The sequence below is a fragment of the Chromobacterium sp. W521 genome (assembly GCF_052805975.1).
In genome coordinates, this window is record NZ_JBRBAF010000007.1 from 82,384 (window position 1) to 96,832 (window position 14,449).

A 14,449-nucleotide genomic window follows, 5' to 3' on the forward strand; every position below is an offset into this window, starting at 1 on the left:
TACGATCTGCTGCGCGTTATGAAGCGTTACACGGTGAGTACCCTTCGAAATGCTCATTTACCGCTTTTGTACATTCCGCTTTCTCAGCCGTTTTCGTCTTGTCCCGCTCTTGCTCGCGAGATCGTAAACAGGCTCTAAGCGCGCTGTGGATAAGCACGGTATTGCGCCAAATCCTGTGGATAAGCCATATTCTCGCTTTTTGCCGGCTCTCCGCCGGAAACCTGGGAAGCACTGCCTCGCAATCGCTACAATGCGGCAGCCGCGGCCCGCGTCCTCTCATCAGACAAGGCCAGACCCGAGCCAGCGGCTATAAAGAACCTATTCGACGGCCCCGCCCGCGGGCGCGCCATTGCAACCATATCGATATTCGCTACCGGCCCATGGCTTTCACGCCGCTCCATCTCGTCCTCCGCGCCCTGCCGGCCCTGCTGCTCAGCGCCCAGATCGGGGCCCTGCCGTCGCTGCGGGTGGCGCTGGGCGAAACCAAACAACCCTATATCGACGCGGAGCGCGGCAAGGGCGTGGAATACGACATCGTCAGCCAGGCCTTGAGCCAGGCCGGTTATCAGCCGCGGATCCGCTTCGGCCCCAATCTGCGCGCGCACAACTGGCTGGCAAGCGGCCAGGTGGACGCCGCCATCGCCAACAGCGGCGGCCATGTTTCCGAGCCCTACATCGTTTACCAGAACATGGCGATTACGCTGTGCAAACGCCGCATCCACCTGCAGCGGCTGGAGGACCTGGTTCGCTTCCGAGTGGCCGCCTTTCAGGGCGCCCACCTTTATCTGGGGCCCGCCTTCGCCGCGCTGACGCCGCAGATTCCGTCCTATCGCGAGGAATCGCCACAGATCACCCTCAACCGCCTGTTGTACAGCGAGCGCGCCGACGTGGCGATTTCCGACGTCAATATCTTCCAGCAGTTTAGCCACGATCTCCGCCGCGAGATCGACATCAAAGCCAGGCTCTGTCCATACGCGCTATTCACGCCCACTCATTACCGGCTGGCCTTTCGGGATGTCCGCGATCGCGACCGTTTCAATCTGGGCCTGCGCCGCTTCGCCGCAGCCGGCGGCTACGAGAAACTGGCCAAGCGCTATCAGCTTCCCACCCAGCACGGACGCCCTTGGTTCAAGCCCTGAGAACCTGTTCATCGTCTGCTACGCATCGGCGATACCGCGTTGAAACCGACTTCGAAATGCTCATGTACCCCATGTACACTCCGCGTCACGCTCTTGCTCTCGAGACTTTGAACACACGCCCTGAGAACCTGTTGCTGCGCTTGGCTGGCCTAAGGGTGGGTATCTGCGCTGGATCAATAACCTTCGCCGCCGCGCGGTGTTAGCATGGTTTGGCAGTATCCGATCGCTGACGACCACAGGATTTTGCCCTCACGCTTCGCTCAGGCCCGTGTCGTTAGCCGCTCCATGTATCCACCCGCCCAAGGAGTCGCCCATGTTTCCCGAATACCGCGAATTGATCAGCAAGCTGAAAACCGAAGACGATCACTTCACCCGCCTGTTCAACAAACACAACGACCTGGACCAGAAGATCAAGAATATGGAAGCGCGCATCGAGCCTTCCGCCGACTTCGAAATCGAAAACCTGAAGAAGGAAAAACTGCGGCTCAAGGACGAGTTGTACGCCATCCTGAGGAAGGCGGCCGATTAGAACGTGTTTACGATCTCGCGAGCTAAGGCGAGACAAGTCGGAAACCAGCGAAAAAGCGGAATGGTCAAGTAGTACATGAGCATTTTGAACTCGTGCTCACCGTGCAACGCTTCACGACGCGCAGCAGATCGTAAACGGGTTCTTAGGTCCGGCGTCTCCGCGCAATGACGAAGCCCGCCATCTGGCGGGCTTTTGCATGAGCCATGTACGGAATCAGACCTTGGGCGCGCCCTTATCCAGCTCCGCCAGGATCGCGTCCGGCTCCTGGGTGACTTCCAGCACTTTACGGATGCGGTTGAACGCCTCGCAGGCATCGGCCGGGTACTTGCCGAACGGCGTCAGCCCGCCATGGCTCCAGCCCGCGGCGGCCAGCACATCCTTGCGGAACTGCGAGCCGTCGGCGCTCCCGCCGGCGATCTGCTGCAAGGCCCGGTCAATCAGAATATGCGGAAACGGGTTGCGGGACAGCGTGGTGAAATGCTCGGGGCGAACTTCGTCGAACTGCATGGCTTACTCCTGATGCGGGGACATGATTCATCTAAGTCCAAACCAAGGCAATTCGCCAGCAGACTGTGAAGACTCACACTGCCGCCGCCGCTGGCGGCGGCGGCGACGCGGCCGGATTTAGCGGTTCACCAGCAGTTTGGGATTGGAATTGCCCCACACGGTGTAGAGGTCCGCCAGCAAGGCCCCGTTGATGTCCTCCAGCTCGGCGGCGCTGATTTCGGCCTTGCCCTGCTTGCCGAACAACACCACCTCGTCGCCTATCTTGGCGCCCGGAATCTCGGTCACATCCACCATCAAGGTGTTCATCGACACTTTGCCCACCACCGGCGCGCGCTGACCATTGATCAATACATGCGCCTTATTGGTGAAAGCGCGGCGATAACCATCGGAATATCCGACCGGGATGTTGGCCAGCAGAGACTCGCGCTTCAAGGTGTAAGTGCGGTCATAGCCCACGGTATTGCCGGCCGGATAACGGTTGACCGCCGCCACTCGCGATTTGAACGCCATCACGCGCAGATACTCGGTATGGCTGGGCACGGTGTCGCCGAAGATGGCGCCGCCCGGGCGCACCATGTCCAGTCGCGCTTCCGGCACTTCCAGCGTGGCGAAGCTATTGGCGCAGTGCAGGGTGATCTTGCTACGGTCCAGCCCGCCGGCCTTGATCAGCCAAGCGCTTTCCTCATTGAACGCCGCCAGGCCTTTTTGCACATCGGCCTTATCCTCCACCGGGAAGTGGGTCATGATGCCCACCACTTGCAGATTAGGCAGCTTGAGCATGGCCAGCGCGTCGCGGCGGCCTTGCTTGCTGGCCAGTTCCACGCCGTTGCGGCTGATGCCGGCGGAGTTGATGGCCAGATGGATTTGCAACGTCTTGCCCTGACGCTTGGCCAGCGCGGAAGCCTGACGCGCCAGCTCCAGATTGCCCACCAGTTCTTGCATATCGTATTGCAGGCCGTCTGCTATCTCTTCCTGCGTGGCGCTGCGCACGCGCGCCACCACGCCTTTGTAGCCGCTGGCGCGAGCCACGCGGGCTTCTTCATTGCTGGCGATGCCCACGCAGGGAATGCCCTGAGCGATGATGGACGGCATCACGTTGGCAATGCCATGGCCATAGGCGTCCGCCTTCAAGATGGCGCACACCTTGGTGTCTGCGCCCACCAGGCGCTTGAGCTCGGCCAGGTTGTGATCCAGCGCCGCCTTATCAATTTCCAGCCAGGCGTTGCCGCGCGCGGCTTCCGCGGTGGAGCCGCTGTTGGCGGCGGTCAACGGCGGCGCCGCCATGGTCAGCGCAGGCGCCAAGGCCAGGCCCAGCGACAAGGCCAGCAGTGTTTTTTTGAATTGCATAAGTCGTCCCCCGAGTGTGAATGCCGCTTGCCGACAAGGCCGTTCCGGCATCCGGGAGATGATAGGAGGCTGATATATTCATGTCGATATGAATATTCACTGCTAGGCCTTGTTTTGCATAATCGCTTGACTGCACGCAAATCCGGCAACAGCGAGCGCCCCTTGCGCGCCGCGGCGCCGCTATCCATGATGAAGAAGCGGAGCACTGCGTCTGCGCGCTTTTTCGAGGTTCTTCCGATGCGGCAATCCCTATTTCTACGCCGGTTGGCCGGCTGTTGGCTGGCCGTCCTCGGCGCGTTCGGCTGTGGGTCGCCATCATCCGCCCTGGCTGCCGGCATGATCTATATCGGCCACTCGCCGGAAACCTCCGTCGATGAACGCTACGACTACCATTGGGCCATTCTGCGCGCCGCGTTGGACGCCACCCGCGCCAATTGGGGTGATTACAGTCTGCGCTTCGCGCCGCGCATGAACGAAGCGCGTCAATTGCAGGAACTGAGTCATCCCCGCGGCCGGCTCAATGTGGTGATCCGCGAAACCAACCGCGACTACGAACGTCGCTATTTTCCGGTGCGGATTCCGATAGACCGCGGCTTGCTCGGCTATCGCGTGCTGTTGATCCGGGACACGCGGCAAGCGGATTTCAACACGGTGGCCAGCTTGGCGGACTTGCGCCGCTTCAGCATCATCCAAGGCGATGGCTGGGGTGACAACGCCATCCTGAAACAGGCCGGGCTGACCGTGGTGACCGACCCCAATTACGACGGCCTGTTCCGCATGTTGGAGCGCGGCCTGGGCGACGCGTTTTCGCGCGGCGTGGCGGAGGTGGAGGAGGAAATCCGCGTGTACCAGCCGCAATATCAGCACATGGCGCTGGAGCGGTCTTTATTGCTGTACTACCCACTGCCCACGTATTTTTGGTTTGGCCGCGACGCGGAAGGGCAACGGCTGGCGCAACGCGTGGATCAGGGCATGAGACAAATACTGCGCAACGGCGAGTACCAGCGGCTATTCCAGAAATACCATGCCGGCCTGATCCAGCGGCTGGACCTGAAGCATCGGCGGCTGATCCGCATCGACAACCCCTTCCTGCCGCCCAGCACGCCTTTCGCCGACCGCAGCCTGTGGTTTGATCCGACCACGGCTAAATGACAGCGCTAACAAGAGCTCGCAAAGAACCCGAGCCAAGGCGCGCCGGCGCAGGCAGTACCTGTGGGGATCAGGGGTTTACTTAAGAACTGGTTCAAAACCTCTCGAGCAAGGGCGAGACAAGGCGAAAACGGCTGAGACAGCGGAGTGTACATAGGGTACCTGAGCATTTCGAAGCCGTACTCACCGTGGGGCGTCTCACGACGCGCAACAGTTTCTTAGTCCGGCTGCAAAGCCTGACGCACGCAAAGCCGCTGAGCGATCTCACGGTCCGCGCATTTGAGTTCGGCTTCAGCGCGGGCTCGACAACGCGCGGGATTGGCGGAGCGCGCGCAATCCGGCGGCGGCAGCCGCTCATTGACGCAGACGCGTCGCGCCTTGCCTTCCAACCCGTCGCAAGAACTGTGCGCCGCCCGCAAGGCTTCGCAACGCTTGGCGTCGCGCTCTCGCAGGCAACTCAAGGCCGGAGTGTAAAACTGCATGCAGGCGTGCCGGCCGTTGACCGGCAAATCATTGCAGGCCATGGCGCCCTGGCGGTACAGCTCGCAACGCTGCGGCGCGGTAGCGCGGCTGCAATCCCATTGCGCCGCCGCCGCTTCCGCCAGCCAGCACAAGGCCAGCCCCAGTCCCCAGGCGCGCCGCAACGCGCCGTATCCCCTATTGTTTTTCAAGGCATGCCCCTTGCGCATGACCGGTTATCTCCGCGCCCGCCTATGAAGCTGTTCAATGTTTGCCGCGTTCCAGCGATACGGCGTTGAAGCACCGATGCGCCGTGTCCGCACGCCGCAGCCCCCGACTCGCGGGATCATGAACAAATTCTATTGGGCGAAAACGACGCTGCGCGCTATCGGCGCGGCGGGTGGCCAGCCAGGCTCATGCCCGCGAAATCGGTTTGCTTCGCAAAACGTTCCGGCAATGAGAATTTGAATTGGAATGAAAAGGCTGGCGTACTCTATTCAAAGCTTATCAATAGAAATCCCGCTTCGCCAGCCGGGCTTGACGCTGAGAAGGCTCATTCCGAACCATGTTTGCGGCGGTCTCGCCAGAAATGAGGCTTGATGCGATCAGGCGGCGGCGGCGGCGCGGCGCCGTCCGGGCTCATCCGCCAGTACGGGGGCGGCGGCCGGTGCATCTGCTCCTTCGGCAAATCGCCGTCCTGCACGGCCTCGCGCAGGCGCAAATTGCGCAGACGACGCAATTCCTTGCAGTCCGGATCGGGCTGCGCCTGGCAGCGGCGGCCCTGCGCCGGTTCCATATCCGGCGGCATGGGGCCGCGTTCCTTCCCTCGCGCCAGGGCCGGTGCGCCGGCAAGCGCTTGCAGCAAGGCAAATATGAGAAGAATCGGCAACCGCATCATGAAACCTGTTTTATCCTGTCGAACATGCTGGAAAAGGGACTCCGGACCCAAGTCCGGCGAGGGCGGACAGCATACACCATGCGCCGCGGATGCCAAAGGCATCGAGAACCGCCCAAGGCGCCGGAACACTTCATTACGGAGCCTAGACTCGCGGCATGAGGGAGACATGAGCGACAATCTCTGATTTGTTAAGGTGTGTGATCGCGAGAACGGGCTTAACATATCTTCATCAGGCGCGCTGCCGCAGCCCGGGGCCAGCCGCTAAGCTGACACACCGCTCCGAGGAAAAATCGCATGGAACACAATAAGATACTGGTCGTCGACGACGACGCCAAGCTGCGCGAGTTGCTTACCCGCTATCTGAGCCAACAGGGCTACGCGGTGGAGGCCCTGCCGGACTCCAAAGACCTGGACCGCAAGTTGGCGCGCAATCGCCCGGACCTGATGGTGCTGGACGTGATGATGCCGGGCGAAGACGGCTTGGCGGTGGTGCGCCGGCTGCGCGCCCAGGGCGAAACCATTCCGGTCATCATGCTCACCGCGCGTGGCGAGGACATCGACCGCATCCTCGGCCTGGAGATGGGCGCCGACGACTACCTGCCCAAACCGTTCAATCCGCGCGAACTCACCGCCCGCATCCAATCGGTGCTGCGCCGTCATCACGCCACGCCGGCGCTGGGCGCGCGCCACGACGCCGACGAGGAAGTGAGCTTCGGCGAATTCGTGCTCAACCTAGGCCAGCGCGAATTGCGCAAGGCTGGCCAGCCGGTCACGCTGACCAGCGCGGAATTCGCGGTGCTGTCGGTACTGGTCAGCCACCCGCGCCGGCCGCTGACCCGAGAGCAACTGATGGAAATGGCTCTGGGCAAGGGCAACGGAGAATCGTTGGACCGCAGCATAGACGTACACATCTCCCGGCTGCGCAAGGCGCTGGAAAGCGGCGACAGCCAGCTGCGCTTCATCCAGACGGTATGGGGCTACGGCTATGTGTTCGTGCCGGACGGCACGCCGCGGGAGTAAGCCGTGCGCAAGCTGACCGGCTCGCTGTTTTTCCGGCTGGCCGTGCTGGTGGTGCTGGTGGTGCTGACCACTCAGTTCGTCACCCTGTGGATGGCCGCCGGCGAGCGCCACAAGCTCTTGGACAAGCAGCTGTATTCGCAAACGGTGGACACTCTGGCCTTCCTGGAAGGCACGATGGAGGCGATGACCAACACCGAGCGCGCCGAATTCCTGGCCGGCTACAACCGGCCCGGCCTGCCGCGGTTGCTGCCGATCAACGCCGATCAAGGCGTCAACTTCACCGACTACGTGCCGCGCTTGGGCGAAACCCTGGCGCAGCGGCTGTCGCACGGCCTCAACGAAGCGATCGAGGTACGCTACGCCCAGATCGACGACCGTCGCGAACTGTGGGTCAATGTGCACGTGCTGGACCAGGCTTACTGGCTGGTGCTGCCCTTCGGCCGCTACAGCGACCGCTCGATCAACACCATCATCCAGGCGGCGCTGTTGGCGTCCATCGTCGCCAGCTTGCTGGCCTTCGCCGTCGCCTGGCGCGTGGCGCGGCCAATCAGCCGCGTGGTGCTGGCCAGCCGAGAACTGGCCGCCGGCAACATGCCGGCGGCGGTGCCGGAGGACGGCCCGCGCGAGGTGAAAGTGCTGGCCCACAATTTCAACCTGATGGCGCAGGCGCTGGACAGCGCCGCGCGCGAGCGCAGGTTGATGCTGGCCGGCCTGTCTCATGATCTGCGCACACCGCTAACCCGGCTCAAGCTGACGCTGGAGCTGCAGCAGGACAGCCCGGACCAGCACGATATGTTGGCCGACATCGACGAGCTGTCGCAGATCGTGCGCCAATTCATCGACTTCGCCCGCGCCGAGGAAACCACCCGGCTGGAGCCGGTGGCATTGGCCGACCTCGCCGCCAGCGTGGTGTCTCGCTTCGCCCGCGAAGGCATGGACGCGCGCCTGGAGCGGCGAGCCGAGCCGGAGTTGCAGGGCGACGGACTGGCGCTGGAGCGGCTCTTGTCCAATTTGCTGGAAAACGCTCGCCGTTACGGCGCGCCGCCGGTGGAAGTCTGCGTCGAGCAAGTCGACGGCTTCGCCGTGCTCAGCGTGCTGGACCACGGCAAGGGCATCCCGGCCGAGCTGCGCGAAATCGCGCTGGCTCCGTTTGAACGGCTGGCCGAACATCGCGGCACAGACGGCGGCAGCGGTCTTGGCTTGGCCATCGTCAGCCGCGTGGTCAAACAGCATAGAGGCCGGCTGGAGTTCTGCGATCAGTCCGACGGCTTCAAGCTGGCCGTTTACCTGCCGTTGAACGCCGGTTGAGAATCGGTTTAAGAACCCGATCAGCTGCGCATCGTGAAACGTGGCACGGTGAGTACACCTTCGAAATGCTCATGTGCCACGTGACCATTCCGCTTTCTCAGCTGTTTTCGCCGTGTCTCGCTCTTGCGCGCTAGATCGTAAACACGTTCCAAGCGCCGCCCGCCGGGCGGCGCTCAACGGAAACGCAGCATCATCCACAAGCCGGCCATGCTCAAGGCCATGCCGCCGAGCTTGCCCAGAGACGGTTGTTCGCGAAACAGCAGATAGCCTAGCGGCAGCAACACCAGCGCGGTGAGCACATTGGAACTGAGCGCCGCGTAGCCGACATGCCAGCCGGCGCGATAAGCCAGCAAAAAGCCCAGCTCGATGCCGACAATGCCCGCCGCCACCCCCAGGCTGCTCCAATTCAGCGCGGCCAATCCTCGCTGGCCGCCTCCAGGCAACCACCACATTCCCAGCACGCACACCAACATGGCCACGCCATAACTAACCGCCAATGAAAAGAAGGGATTCGCCGCTTCCGGCACCTGCTTGATCGACAAGTGATAGACGACGGAGCCGGCGACCGCCAGCAGTAACGCCGCGATAAACATGTTTGCGCGCCTCATCAGAAATATTCGCCTACAGGCTAAACCTTCCCGCCAGTTATAGGTAGACTGAAAATTCAAGGCATTGTTATAAGAAAAAATCATGACTAGAGACTTGGACACCGGCTTGCTGCGCGCGCTGATCGCCGTGGCCCGCCGCGGCAGCATCAATCGCGCGGCAACGGACTTGGGACGCACTCAACCGGCTTTGAGCCTGCAATTGCGCAAACTGGAACAGCACTGCGGCCAAACCCTGCTGCAGCGTTCGCCACGCGGCGTCAGCCTCACCGCGGCGGGGCAGCAATTGCTGCCCTACGCCGAACGCATCGTCAGCCTGACTGAACAAATGCGTCCCTCCACGCCGGTCGCACCGGCCAGCCGCTGCCGCATCGGTTTGATCGAGGATCTGGTCAGCCGCAATCTGCCGCAGGTATTGGCGGACTTCGCCGCGGCTCGGCCGCAGCTGCAACTGGATATCCGAGTGGCGCCGGGGCGGGAATTGAGCGCGGCCTTCCAGCGCGAAGAACTGGATTTGCTGATCGCCAGCCCGCGGGTGACGCAGCTGGACGCCACGCCCAGCTGGGTGGTGGAATGCCCGTTGCCCTGGTTGGCTCAGGACGGCAAGATGCCGGCCGCAGATCCCCTGCCGTTGATTCTGTTCGCCGCGCCCTGCAGTTGGCGCGACGCCATGCTGCAAGCGCTTGAAACGGCCGGCCGCCCCTACCGCGTGGTCCTGGAAAGCTCTAGCCTGCTGGCGGTGCAGGCCGCCTTGCAAGCCGGCCTGGGCGTCGGCGCCTTGCTGTCGGACGACGAACTGCCCGGCGTCGCCCCGCTGCCGCGGGACTCGCTGCCGCCGCTGCCCGCGGTGCCGATGGCCTTGTACCGGCGGCCGGAGAGCCTGGGGGACTCCGCTCTGGATCAATTGGCGCGGTTGTTCTTTCAACAGCTCAGCCAACGGATGGGATAAACCGAAGCCGCATCAAGCCGGCTGCAAGCCGGCCATCACCGCGCCCTCCCAACCTATCAGTTCCACTTTGCGCTCCGCCCCCCAGCGGTATTCGCCCAAAGCGCCCTCGGCGCGAATCACCCGGTGGCAGGGAATCAACCAGGCCACCGGATTGGCGCCCACCGCGCTGCCCACCGCCCGCGCCGCCCGCGGCCGTCCCACCGTGGCGGCAATCTGACCGTAGCTGGCGAAACCGCCGTAGGGAATCGACAGTAGCGCGCGCCAGACCTGAATCTGGAAATTGCTGCCCTGCACCCGCAGCGCCAACGGCGCCTGGCCTTCCGCGCGCAGCGGTTCGAACATGGCGGCGGCCACCGCCGCGCCGCCGCCCGGAACGTGGCGCAGCGCGGCCTTGGGCCAGCGCCGGCTCAACCAGGCCACGGCCTCCATTTCATCCGCCACGAATTGCGCCGCGCACACGCCGCGCGCGGTCCGCGCCACCAGCACCGAACCAAAACGGCTGGCCTCCACGCTCCATTCGATTTCCAGCCCGGCCCCGCCGTTGCGGTATTCGCCCGGCGTCATCGCCTCCAGCGTCACGAACAGATCGTGCAGGCGTCCGCCGCCGGATAGGCCCAGCTCATGCGACAACGGCAACAAGGCCTGTCCACTCAGCCTCGCCTTGGCCGCCTCGCAAGTCAGATGCTGCAAAAAGCGCTTGGGACTGACCCCGGCCCAACGAGTGAACAGCCGCTGCAGCCTCGATTCCGACAGATGCAGCGCGCCGGCCAGCTCGGCCAGTTCCGGCTGGCGCTCCGCGTTCGCCACCAGGTAGCGGATGGAGTCGCGAATGCGGCCGTAGTCGCGGTCTTCTTCGAGAATTTCACCGTTCATGGTCTGTTCTCCATTCGATCACAGCGCCAGCATAAGCAGATCGGGCCGCCGCGGCGACCCGATTCTTGCCGACTTGCGCGCAGCGCCCCTCATATCGCGTGCAGCAGGGAATATTGAATTTCCGACAGGGCTTGCGGCACGCGGATGAAGGAAAGCGGCATGCCCAACAGCCTCGCCATATGGGAGGTGGAGAATAGCCCGCACAACTCGTGATGGCCGCTGCTCGGATTAAGCTCCACCACCAGCGCGTGCTGACGCCCCATCTGCTTCATCGTCGCCACCATGTGGCCCACGCTGGCGTGCTCGATATCAATCAGGTTCAAGGCTTCTAGTTGCTTACGCGGCGTCATCACGTCGCCAACGCTGATATCAACATAATGTTTGCCGTGTTCCTTCATGCATTGGATAGGCCGCTCTCCCAGCAAATCCGTGGCCGTGATCAGGCCGGTGAATTGCCCGTCGCCATCATGGACGAACAACAGCCGTATGCCGTGGCTGATCATCCGGTCGTGCGCTTCGCGCAAGCTGGCGCCCTGATGAATACCCACCGGATTGATCAATCGCAAATCGGTCATGACCTCCAGGGCCGAGCTGTTCAGGGTGACGGGCGGGTGCGGGCGCTGATCCAAACGCACCAGGTCGGTGGTGGACGGCAGGCTCATCGTGGGCAACACGCTGTAATTGGCTAACATGGTAGCTCCTTGTCTTGTTAGACAGCGGAGTCGATGCGGCGGCGCGTTGCGCCAGTCATGTTCGATCAGTCCGCTCGGAAGTTTTCCGACGGCGTGGACCGGCCTGGGGCATGACTGGGTTTTGCACGTCCGTCCCGGGCCGGCGGCCTCGGGAGAGCCGCGTCGGCGACGCGGCTCTTGTTTGAAGAGTAGAAGAAGGCGCGGCGCAGATCAGCCGGCGAATCATTAATTTTTTCGCACGCGAGGACGCTGAGCTCTAGCCCTTGCGGTTCAGGCCTGCAACTTGCGGCGAAACAGGGCGCTCATGCGCTGGCTGGCCCCGCTATGGGCGCCGCTGAAGGCCAAGGCCGATTCGCGCATCGACTGGCGGCGACCTTCGTCGCCCAACAGCTCCACCACGGCGCCGATCAACTCCGTAGCGTTGGCCACCTGGCGCGCGGCGCCGGCGGCCAGCGCCAGCGCCGCCGCCTGTTTGAAATTGAAAATGGACGGGCCAAACAACACCGGCACGCCCACGCTGGCCGGCTCGATCAGATTATGACAGCCCAACGGCAGCAAACTGCCGCCGACAAAGGCCAGATCGCCGCAAGCGAAGTAGGCGAACGCTTCGCCCATGCTGTCGCCCAGCCATACCTGGGTGGCGGGGTCCACCGCGGCATCGTCGCTGCGGCGCTGTACTTTCAGGCCGCGGCTCTCGGCCAGCGCGGCCACATCGTCGAACCGCTCCGGATGACGAGGCACCAACACCAGCAGCGCGTCGCCCAACGCTTGAGCCGCCGCCCGCCACGCATCCAGAATCAAGGCTTCCTCACCGTCGCGGGTGCTGGCGCAGACCATAACCCGGCGGCGGCCTATCCTGGATTTGAACTCGCCGGCCAGCGCCAGCTGCGCCGACGGCGGCTGAATATCGTACTTGGTGTTGCCGCAGACTTCGACTTCGCTGGCGCCCAATTGCCGCAAACGTTCGCCATCTTCCGGCGTTTGCGCGGCAACAGCGCTCAACGCCGCCACCGCGGGTGAAATCAGCCCGCTGATTTTGAGATAACCGTTCAGGGATTTTTCAGACAAGCGCGCATTGGCCAGAAACAAGGGCACCTTCTGCTCGGCGGCGGCATGAATCAGATTGGGCCACAGCTCGGTCTCCATCAACACGCCCAAGCGCGGCTGATAGGCGGCGAGAAAAGCCTGCGCGGCTTGGGGATAATCGTAGGGCAGATAGCGCACTTCGGCATCGGGATACAGCTGCAAGGCGGTGGCGCGCCCGGTGGGGGTCATCTGCGTCATCAGCAAGGGCGCGTCCGGCCAGACTTCGCGCAACGCCGCCACCAAGGGCTGCGCGGCCCGGGTTTCGCCCACCGATACCGCGTGTATCCAAATCGCTCCCTGCGCGCGCGGCTGCAATTGACTGCCGAAACGCTCGTCCCAATGCTCCAGATAGGCCGGCGCCTTGCGCGCCCGCTTCTTCAGGTAGTGCCGCACCAGCGGGGTGGCCAGCAGCCAGGCCCAAGAATACAGTCTGCGTTGCCAATTCATGTCCAGTCCTTGCGCGTGAACAAGGCTTGCAGCGCCTCGTCCACAGACGGGCACAGCCCGATTCCGCCCAAATTGGTGGCCCACGGCGTTTCCACCACGCCCGTGGCGGCCGGATCCGTATCAGTGTAAATCGCCGCCAGGGGCACGTTCAGCGCGTTGGCCAGATGAGTCAGCCCGGTATCCACGCCCACCACCGCATTGGCGTGGCCAAGCAGGCCGGCGGCCTCGATCAGATTCATCTTGGGCGCCACCACCGCGGCCGGCATCTGCGCGGCCAGCCTTTCGGCACGCTGGCGCTCGCGATCATTGCCCCAGGGCAGCACCATCACCAGATCATGCTGCATGGACAAGTGTTTGCCCAGTTCCGCCCAATGGCCTTCCGGCCACTCTTTGGACGTTTTGCTGGTGGCGTGCAGCAATACCGCGTAACGGCCGGACAGCACCCAGCCTGGCCGCTCGCCGGCCGGCACACCAAAACAAGGCGCGCCCTGCGGCTGATAACCAAATACCCGCGCGAACAACAGACGGTTGCGTTCTATCGCCGACAAGCTCCAGTCCACCTTGTGACGCTTATCGTAAAAACAGCTGGCCAACGATTCCCTCGCGCTGCCCCATCCGTAGCCGGTCAGCGGCGCCTTGGCCCAACTGGCCGGCAAGGCGCTTTTCAACAAGCCCTGGCTATCCACCACCAATTCCCAAGGCGTGTCGCGCAGTTGCCGCCGCAAGGCCCGGATCTCTCGCCAGGTGGACGGCAGCCACCAGCGCTTGCTCCAGCGCCGCCAATTCAAGGCAATCACCCTGTCCACCGCCGGATGCAAACGGGCAATGTCGGCGAAAGCCTCTTCGGCCAGCCAACTGATGCGGAAATTGGGGTAATGCGCTTTCAGCTCGGAAATGGCGGGCCAAGTGTGGATAAGGTCGCCCATCGACGAGGTGCGCACAATCAGCACATTCATCATGGCGCGCATTGTACCCGAGCATGCCTGTGGTTAACCAAGTAAAATCCCTGCAGTTCAATTGTGGATAAACAGCTGTGGACAACTAGGCTCGGATTTATCCACAATTTGCGATGCCGCAGCGCACCCAAACTATCCAAAGCCCATCAACAGGACAAGTAACTGAACCCTTTGAAGTTTTTGTCGCTTATCCACAGCAATGGCCAACTATATCAGTTTCATCAATATAAAATTGCGTTAAAGAGTTATCGGTGGCGTAAGAAGGTTTGCAGGCAAATTTACGCCATGCACAAGCAAGTGGGAACAAATGGGATCGGGCCTGTGGACAAGTGGTAGCTTCAAGGAACAGTCAGATTTATCCACAAGTCTTCAGTCTGCAAAAAGATGGATGAACAACAAGATTCCAGCTAATCCAACACCATGAAAACAATGTGAAAAACATAGTTATCCACAGAAAAGAGACGACTTCTACCAGTTTCTTCAAA

The 14,449-nt window shown here is 62.5% G+C and carries 15 protein-coding genes; 6 read left to right on the forward strand and 9 right to left on the reverse strand.

Going from position 1 to position 14,449, the window contains the following annotated elements:
• Nucleotides 1-380 precede the first annotated feature (380 nt).
• Both ACUXV1_RS12375 and ACUXV1_RS12380 read left to right on the forward strand, forming a co-directional pair.
• On the forward strand, nt 381-1,139 hold the full coding sequence (locus tag ACUXV1_RS12375; RefSeq protein ID WP_052370474.1) for a substrate-binding periplasmic protein: 759 nt from the start codon (nt 381-383) through the stop codon (nt 1,137-1,139).
• Nucleotides 1,140-1,452: 313 nt separating this feature from the next.
• Nucleotides 1,453-1,668, forward strand: coding sequence for a YdcH family protein (locus ACUXV1_RS12380; protein WP_043593468.1), 216 nt, complete (start codon nt 1,453-1,455; stop codon nt 1,666-1,668).
• Nucleotides 1,669-1,881: 213 nt separating this feature from the next.
• Here the strand turns inward: ACUXV1_RS12380 and ACUXV1_RS12385 are convergent, their stop codons facing one another.
• A complete protein-coding gene (locus ACUXV1_RS12385; RefSeq protein ID WP_081556668.1) occupies nt 1,882-2,175 on the reverse strand; it encodes a hypothetical protein in 294 nt (97 codons plus the stop codon).
• Nucleotides 2,176-2,292: 117 nt separating this feature from the next.
• The gene (alr, locus tag ACUXV1_RS12390) at nt 2,293-3,522 is read right to left on the reverse strand and encodes an alanine racemase (protein ID WP_194427302.1); all 1,230 of its coding nucleotides are present in this window, start codon (nt 3,520-3,522) and stop codon (nt 2,293-2,295) included.
• 336 nt (nt 3,523-3,858) lie between these two features.
• Here alr and ACUXV1_RS12395 point away from each other — a divergent pair, with 336 nt between their 5' ends.
• Nucleotides 3,859-4,674, forward strand: coding sequence for a transporter substrate-binding domain-containing protein (locus ACUXV1_RS12395; protein WP_043636630.1), 816 nt, complete (start codon nt 3,859-3,861; stop codon nt 4,672-4,674).
• A gap of 215 nt (nt 4,675-4,889) precedes the next feature.
• On the opposite strand, the gene ACUXV1_RS12400 is transcribed toward ACUXV1_RS12395, so the two are convergent.
• Together ACUXV1_RS12400 and ACUXV1_RS12405 are read right to left on the reverse strand one after the other, a co-directional pair.
• Nucleotides 4,890-5,360, reverse strand: coding sequence for a hypothetical protein (locus ACUXV1_RS12400; RefSeq protein ID WP_052370476.1), 471 nt, complete (start codon nt 5,358-5,360; stop codon nt 4,890-4,892).
• 323 nt (nt 5,361-5,683) lie between these two features.
• A complete protein-coding gene (locus tag ACUXV1_RS12405) occupies nt 5,684-5,938 on the reverse strand; it encodes a hypothetical protein (RefSeq protein ID WP_156038937.1) in 255 nt (84 codons plus the stop codon).
• Between the two features lie 384 nt (nt 5,939-6,322).
• Here ACUXV1_RS12405 and ompR point away from each other — a divergent pair, with 384 nt between their 5' ends.
• Nucleotides 6,323-7,048, forward strand: coding sequence for an osmolarity response regulator transcription factor OmpR (ompR, locus tag ACUXV1_RS12410; RefSeq protein WP_043636475.1), 726 nt, complete (start codon nt 6,323-6,325; stop codon nt 7,046-7,048).
• 3 nt (nt 7,049-7,051) lie between these two features.
• The gene (locus tag ACUXV1_RS12415; protein ID WP_043636478.1) at nt 7,052-8,356 is read left to right on the forward strand and encodes an ATP-binding protein; all 1,305 of its coding nucleotides are present in this window, start codon (nt 7,052-7,054) and stop codon (nt 8,354-8,356) included.
• Between the two features lie 173 nt (nt 8,357-8,529).
• On the opposite strand, the gene ACUXV1_RS12420 is transcribed toward ACUXV1_RS12415, so the two are convergent.
• Nucleotides 8,530-8,949: an EamA family transporter gene (locus ACUXV1_RS12420; RefSeq protein ID WP_019103774.1), complete on the reverse strand. Its 420-nt coding sequence runs from the start codon at nt 8,947-8,949 to the stop codon at nt 8,530-8,532.
• Nucleotides 8,950-9,046: 97 nt separating this feature from the next.
• Between ACUXV1_RS12420 and ACUXV1_RS12425 the strand changes: the two genes are divergently transcribed.
• The gene (locus ACUXV1_RS12425) at nt 9,047-9,910 is read left to right on the forward strand and encodes a LysR family transcriptional regulator (RefSeq protein ID WP_446015523.1); all 864 of its coding nucleotides are present in this window, start codon (nt 9,047-9,049) and stop codon (nt 9,908-9,910) included.
• A 12-nt stretch (nt 9,911-9,922) separates the two neighbouring features.
• Here ACUXV1_RS12425 and ACUXV1_RS12430 read toward each other — a convergent pair whose 3' ends face one another.
• From ACUXV1_RS12430 to waaC, 4 genes are all read right to left on the reverse strand, one after another.
• The gene (locus ACUXV1_RS12430) at nt 9,923-10,783 is read right to left on the reverse strand and encodes a methylated-DNA--[protein]-cysteine S-methyltransferase (protein WP_446015524.1); all 861 of its coding nucleotides are present in this window, start codon (nt 10,781-10,783) and stop codon (nt 9,923-9,925) included.
• Nucleotides 10,784-10,872: 89 nt separating this feature from the next.
• On the reverse strand, nt 10,873-11,475 hold the full coding sequence (locus ACUXV1_RS12435) for a CBS domain-containing protein (protein WP_043636491.1): 603 nt from the start codon (nt 11,473-11,475) through the stop codon (nt 10,873-10,875).
• A 270-nt stretch (nt 11,476-11,745) separates the two neighbouring features.
• Nucleotides 11,746-13,008, reverse strand: a complete 1,263-nt coding sequence (gene waaA, locus ACUXV1_RS12440) for a lipid IV(A) 3-deoxy-D-manno-octulosonic acid transferase (protein WP_446015525.1) — start codon at nt 13,006-13,008, stop codon at nt 11,746-11,748.
• A complete protein-coding gene (waaC, locus tag ACUXV1_RS12445; protein WP_446015526.1) occupies nt 13,005-13,964 on the reverse strand; it encodes a lipopolysaccharide heptosyltransferase I in 960 nt (319 codons plus the stop codon). Before waaC ends, waaA begins: the two co-directional genes overlap by 4 nt.
• Between the last annotated feature and the right edge of the window lie 485 nt (nt 13,965-14,449).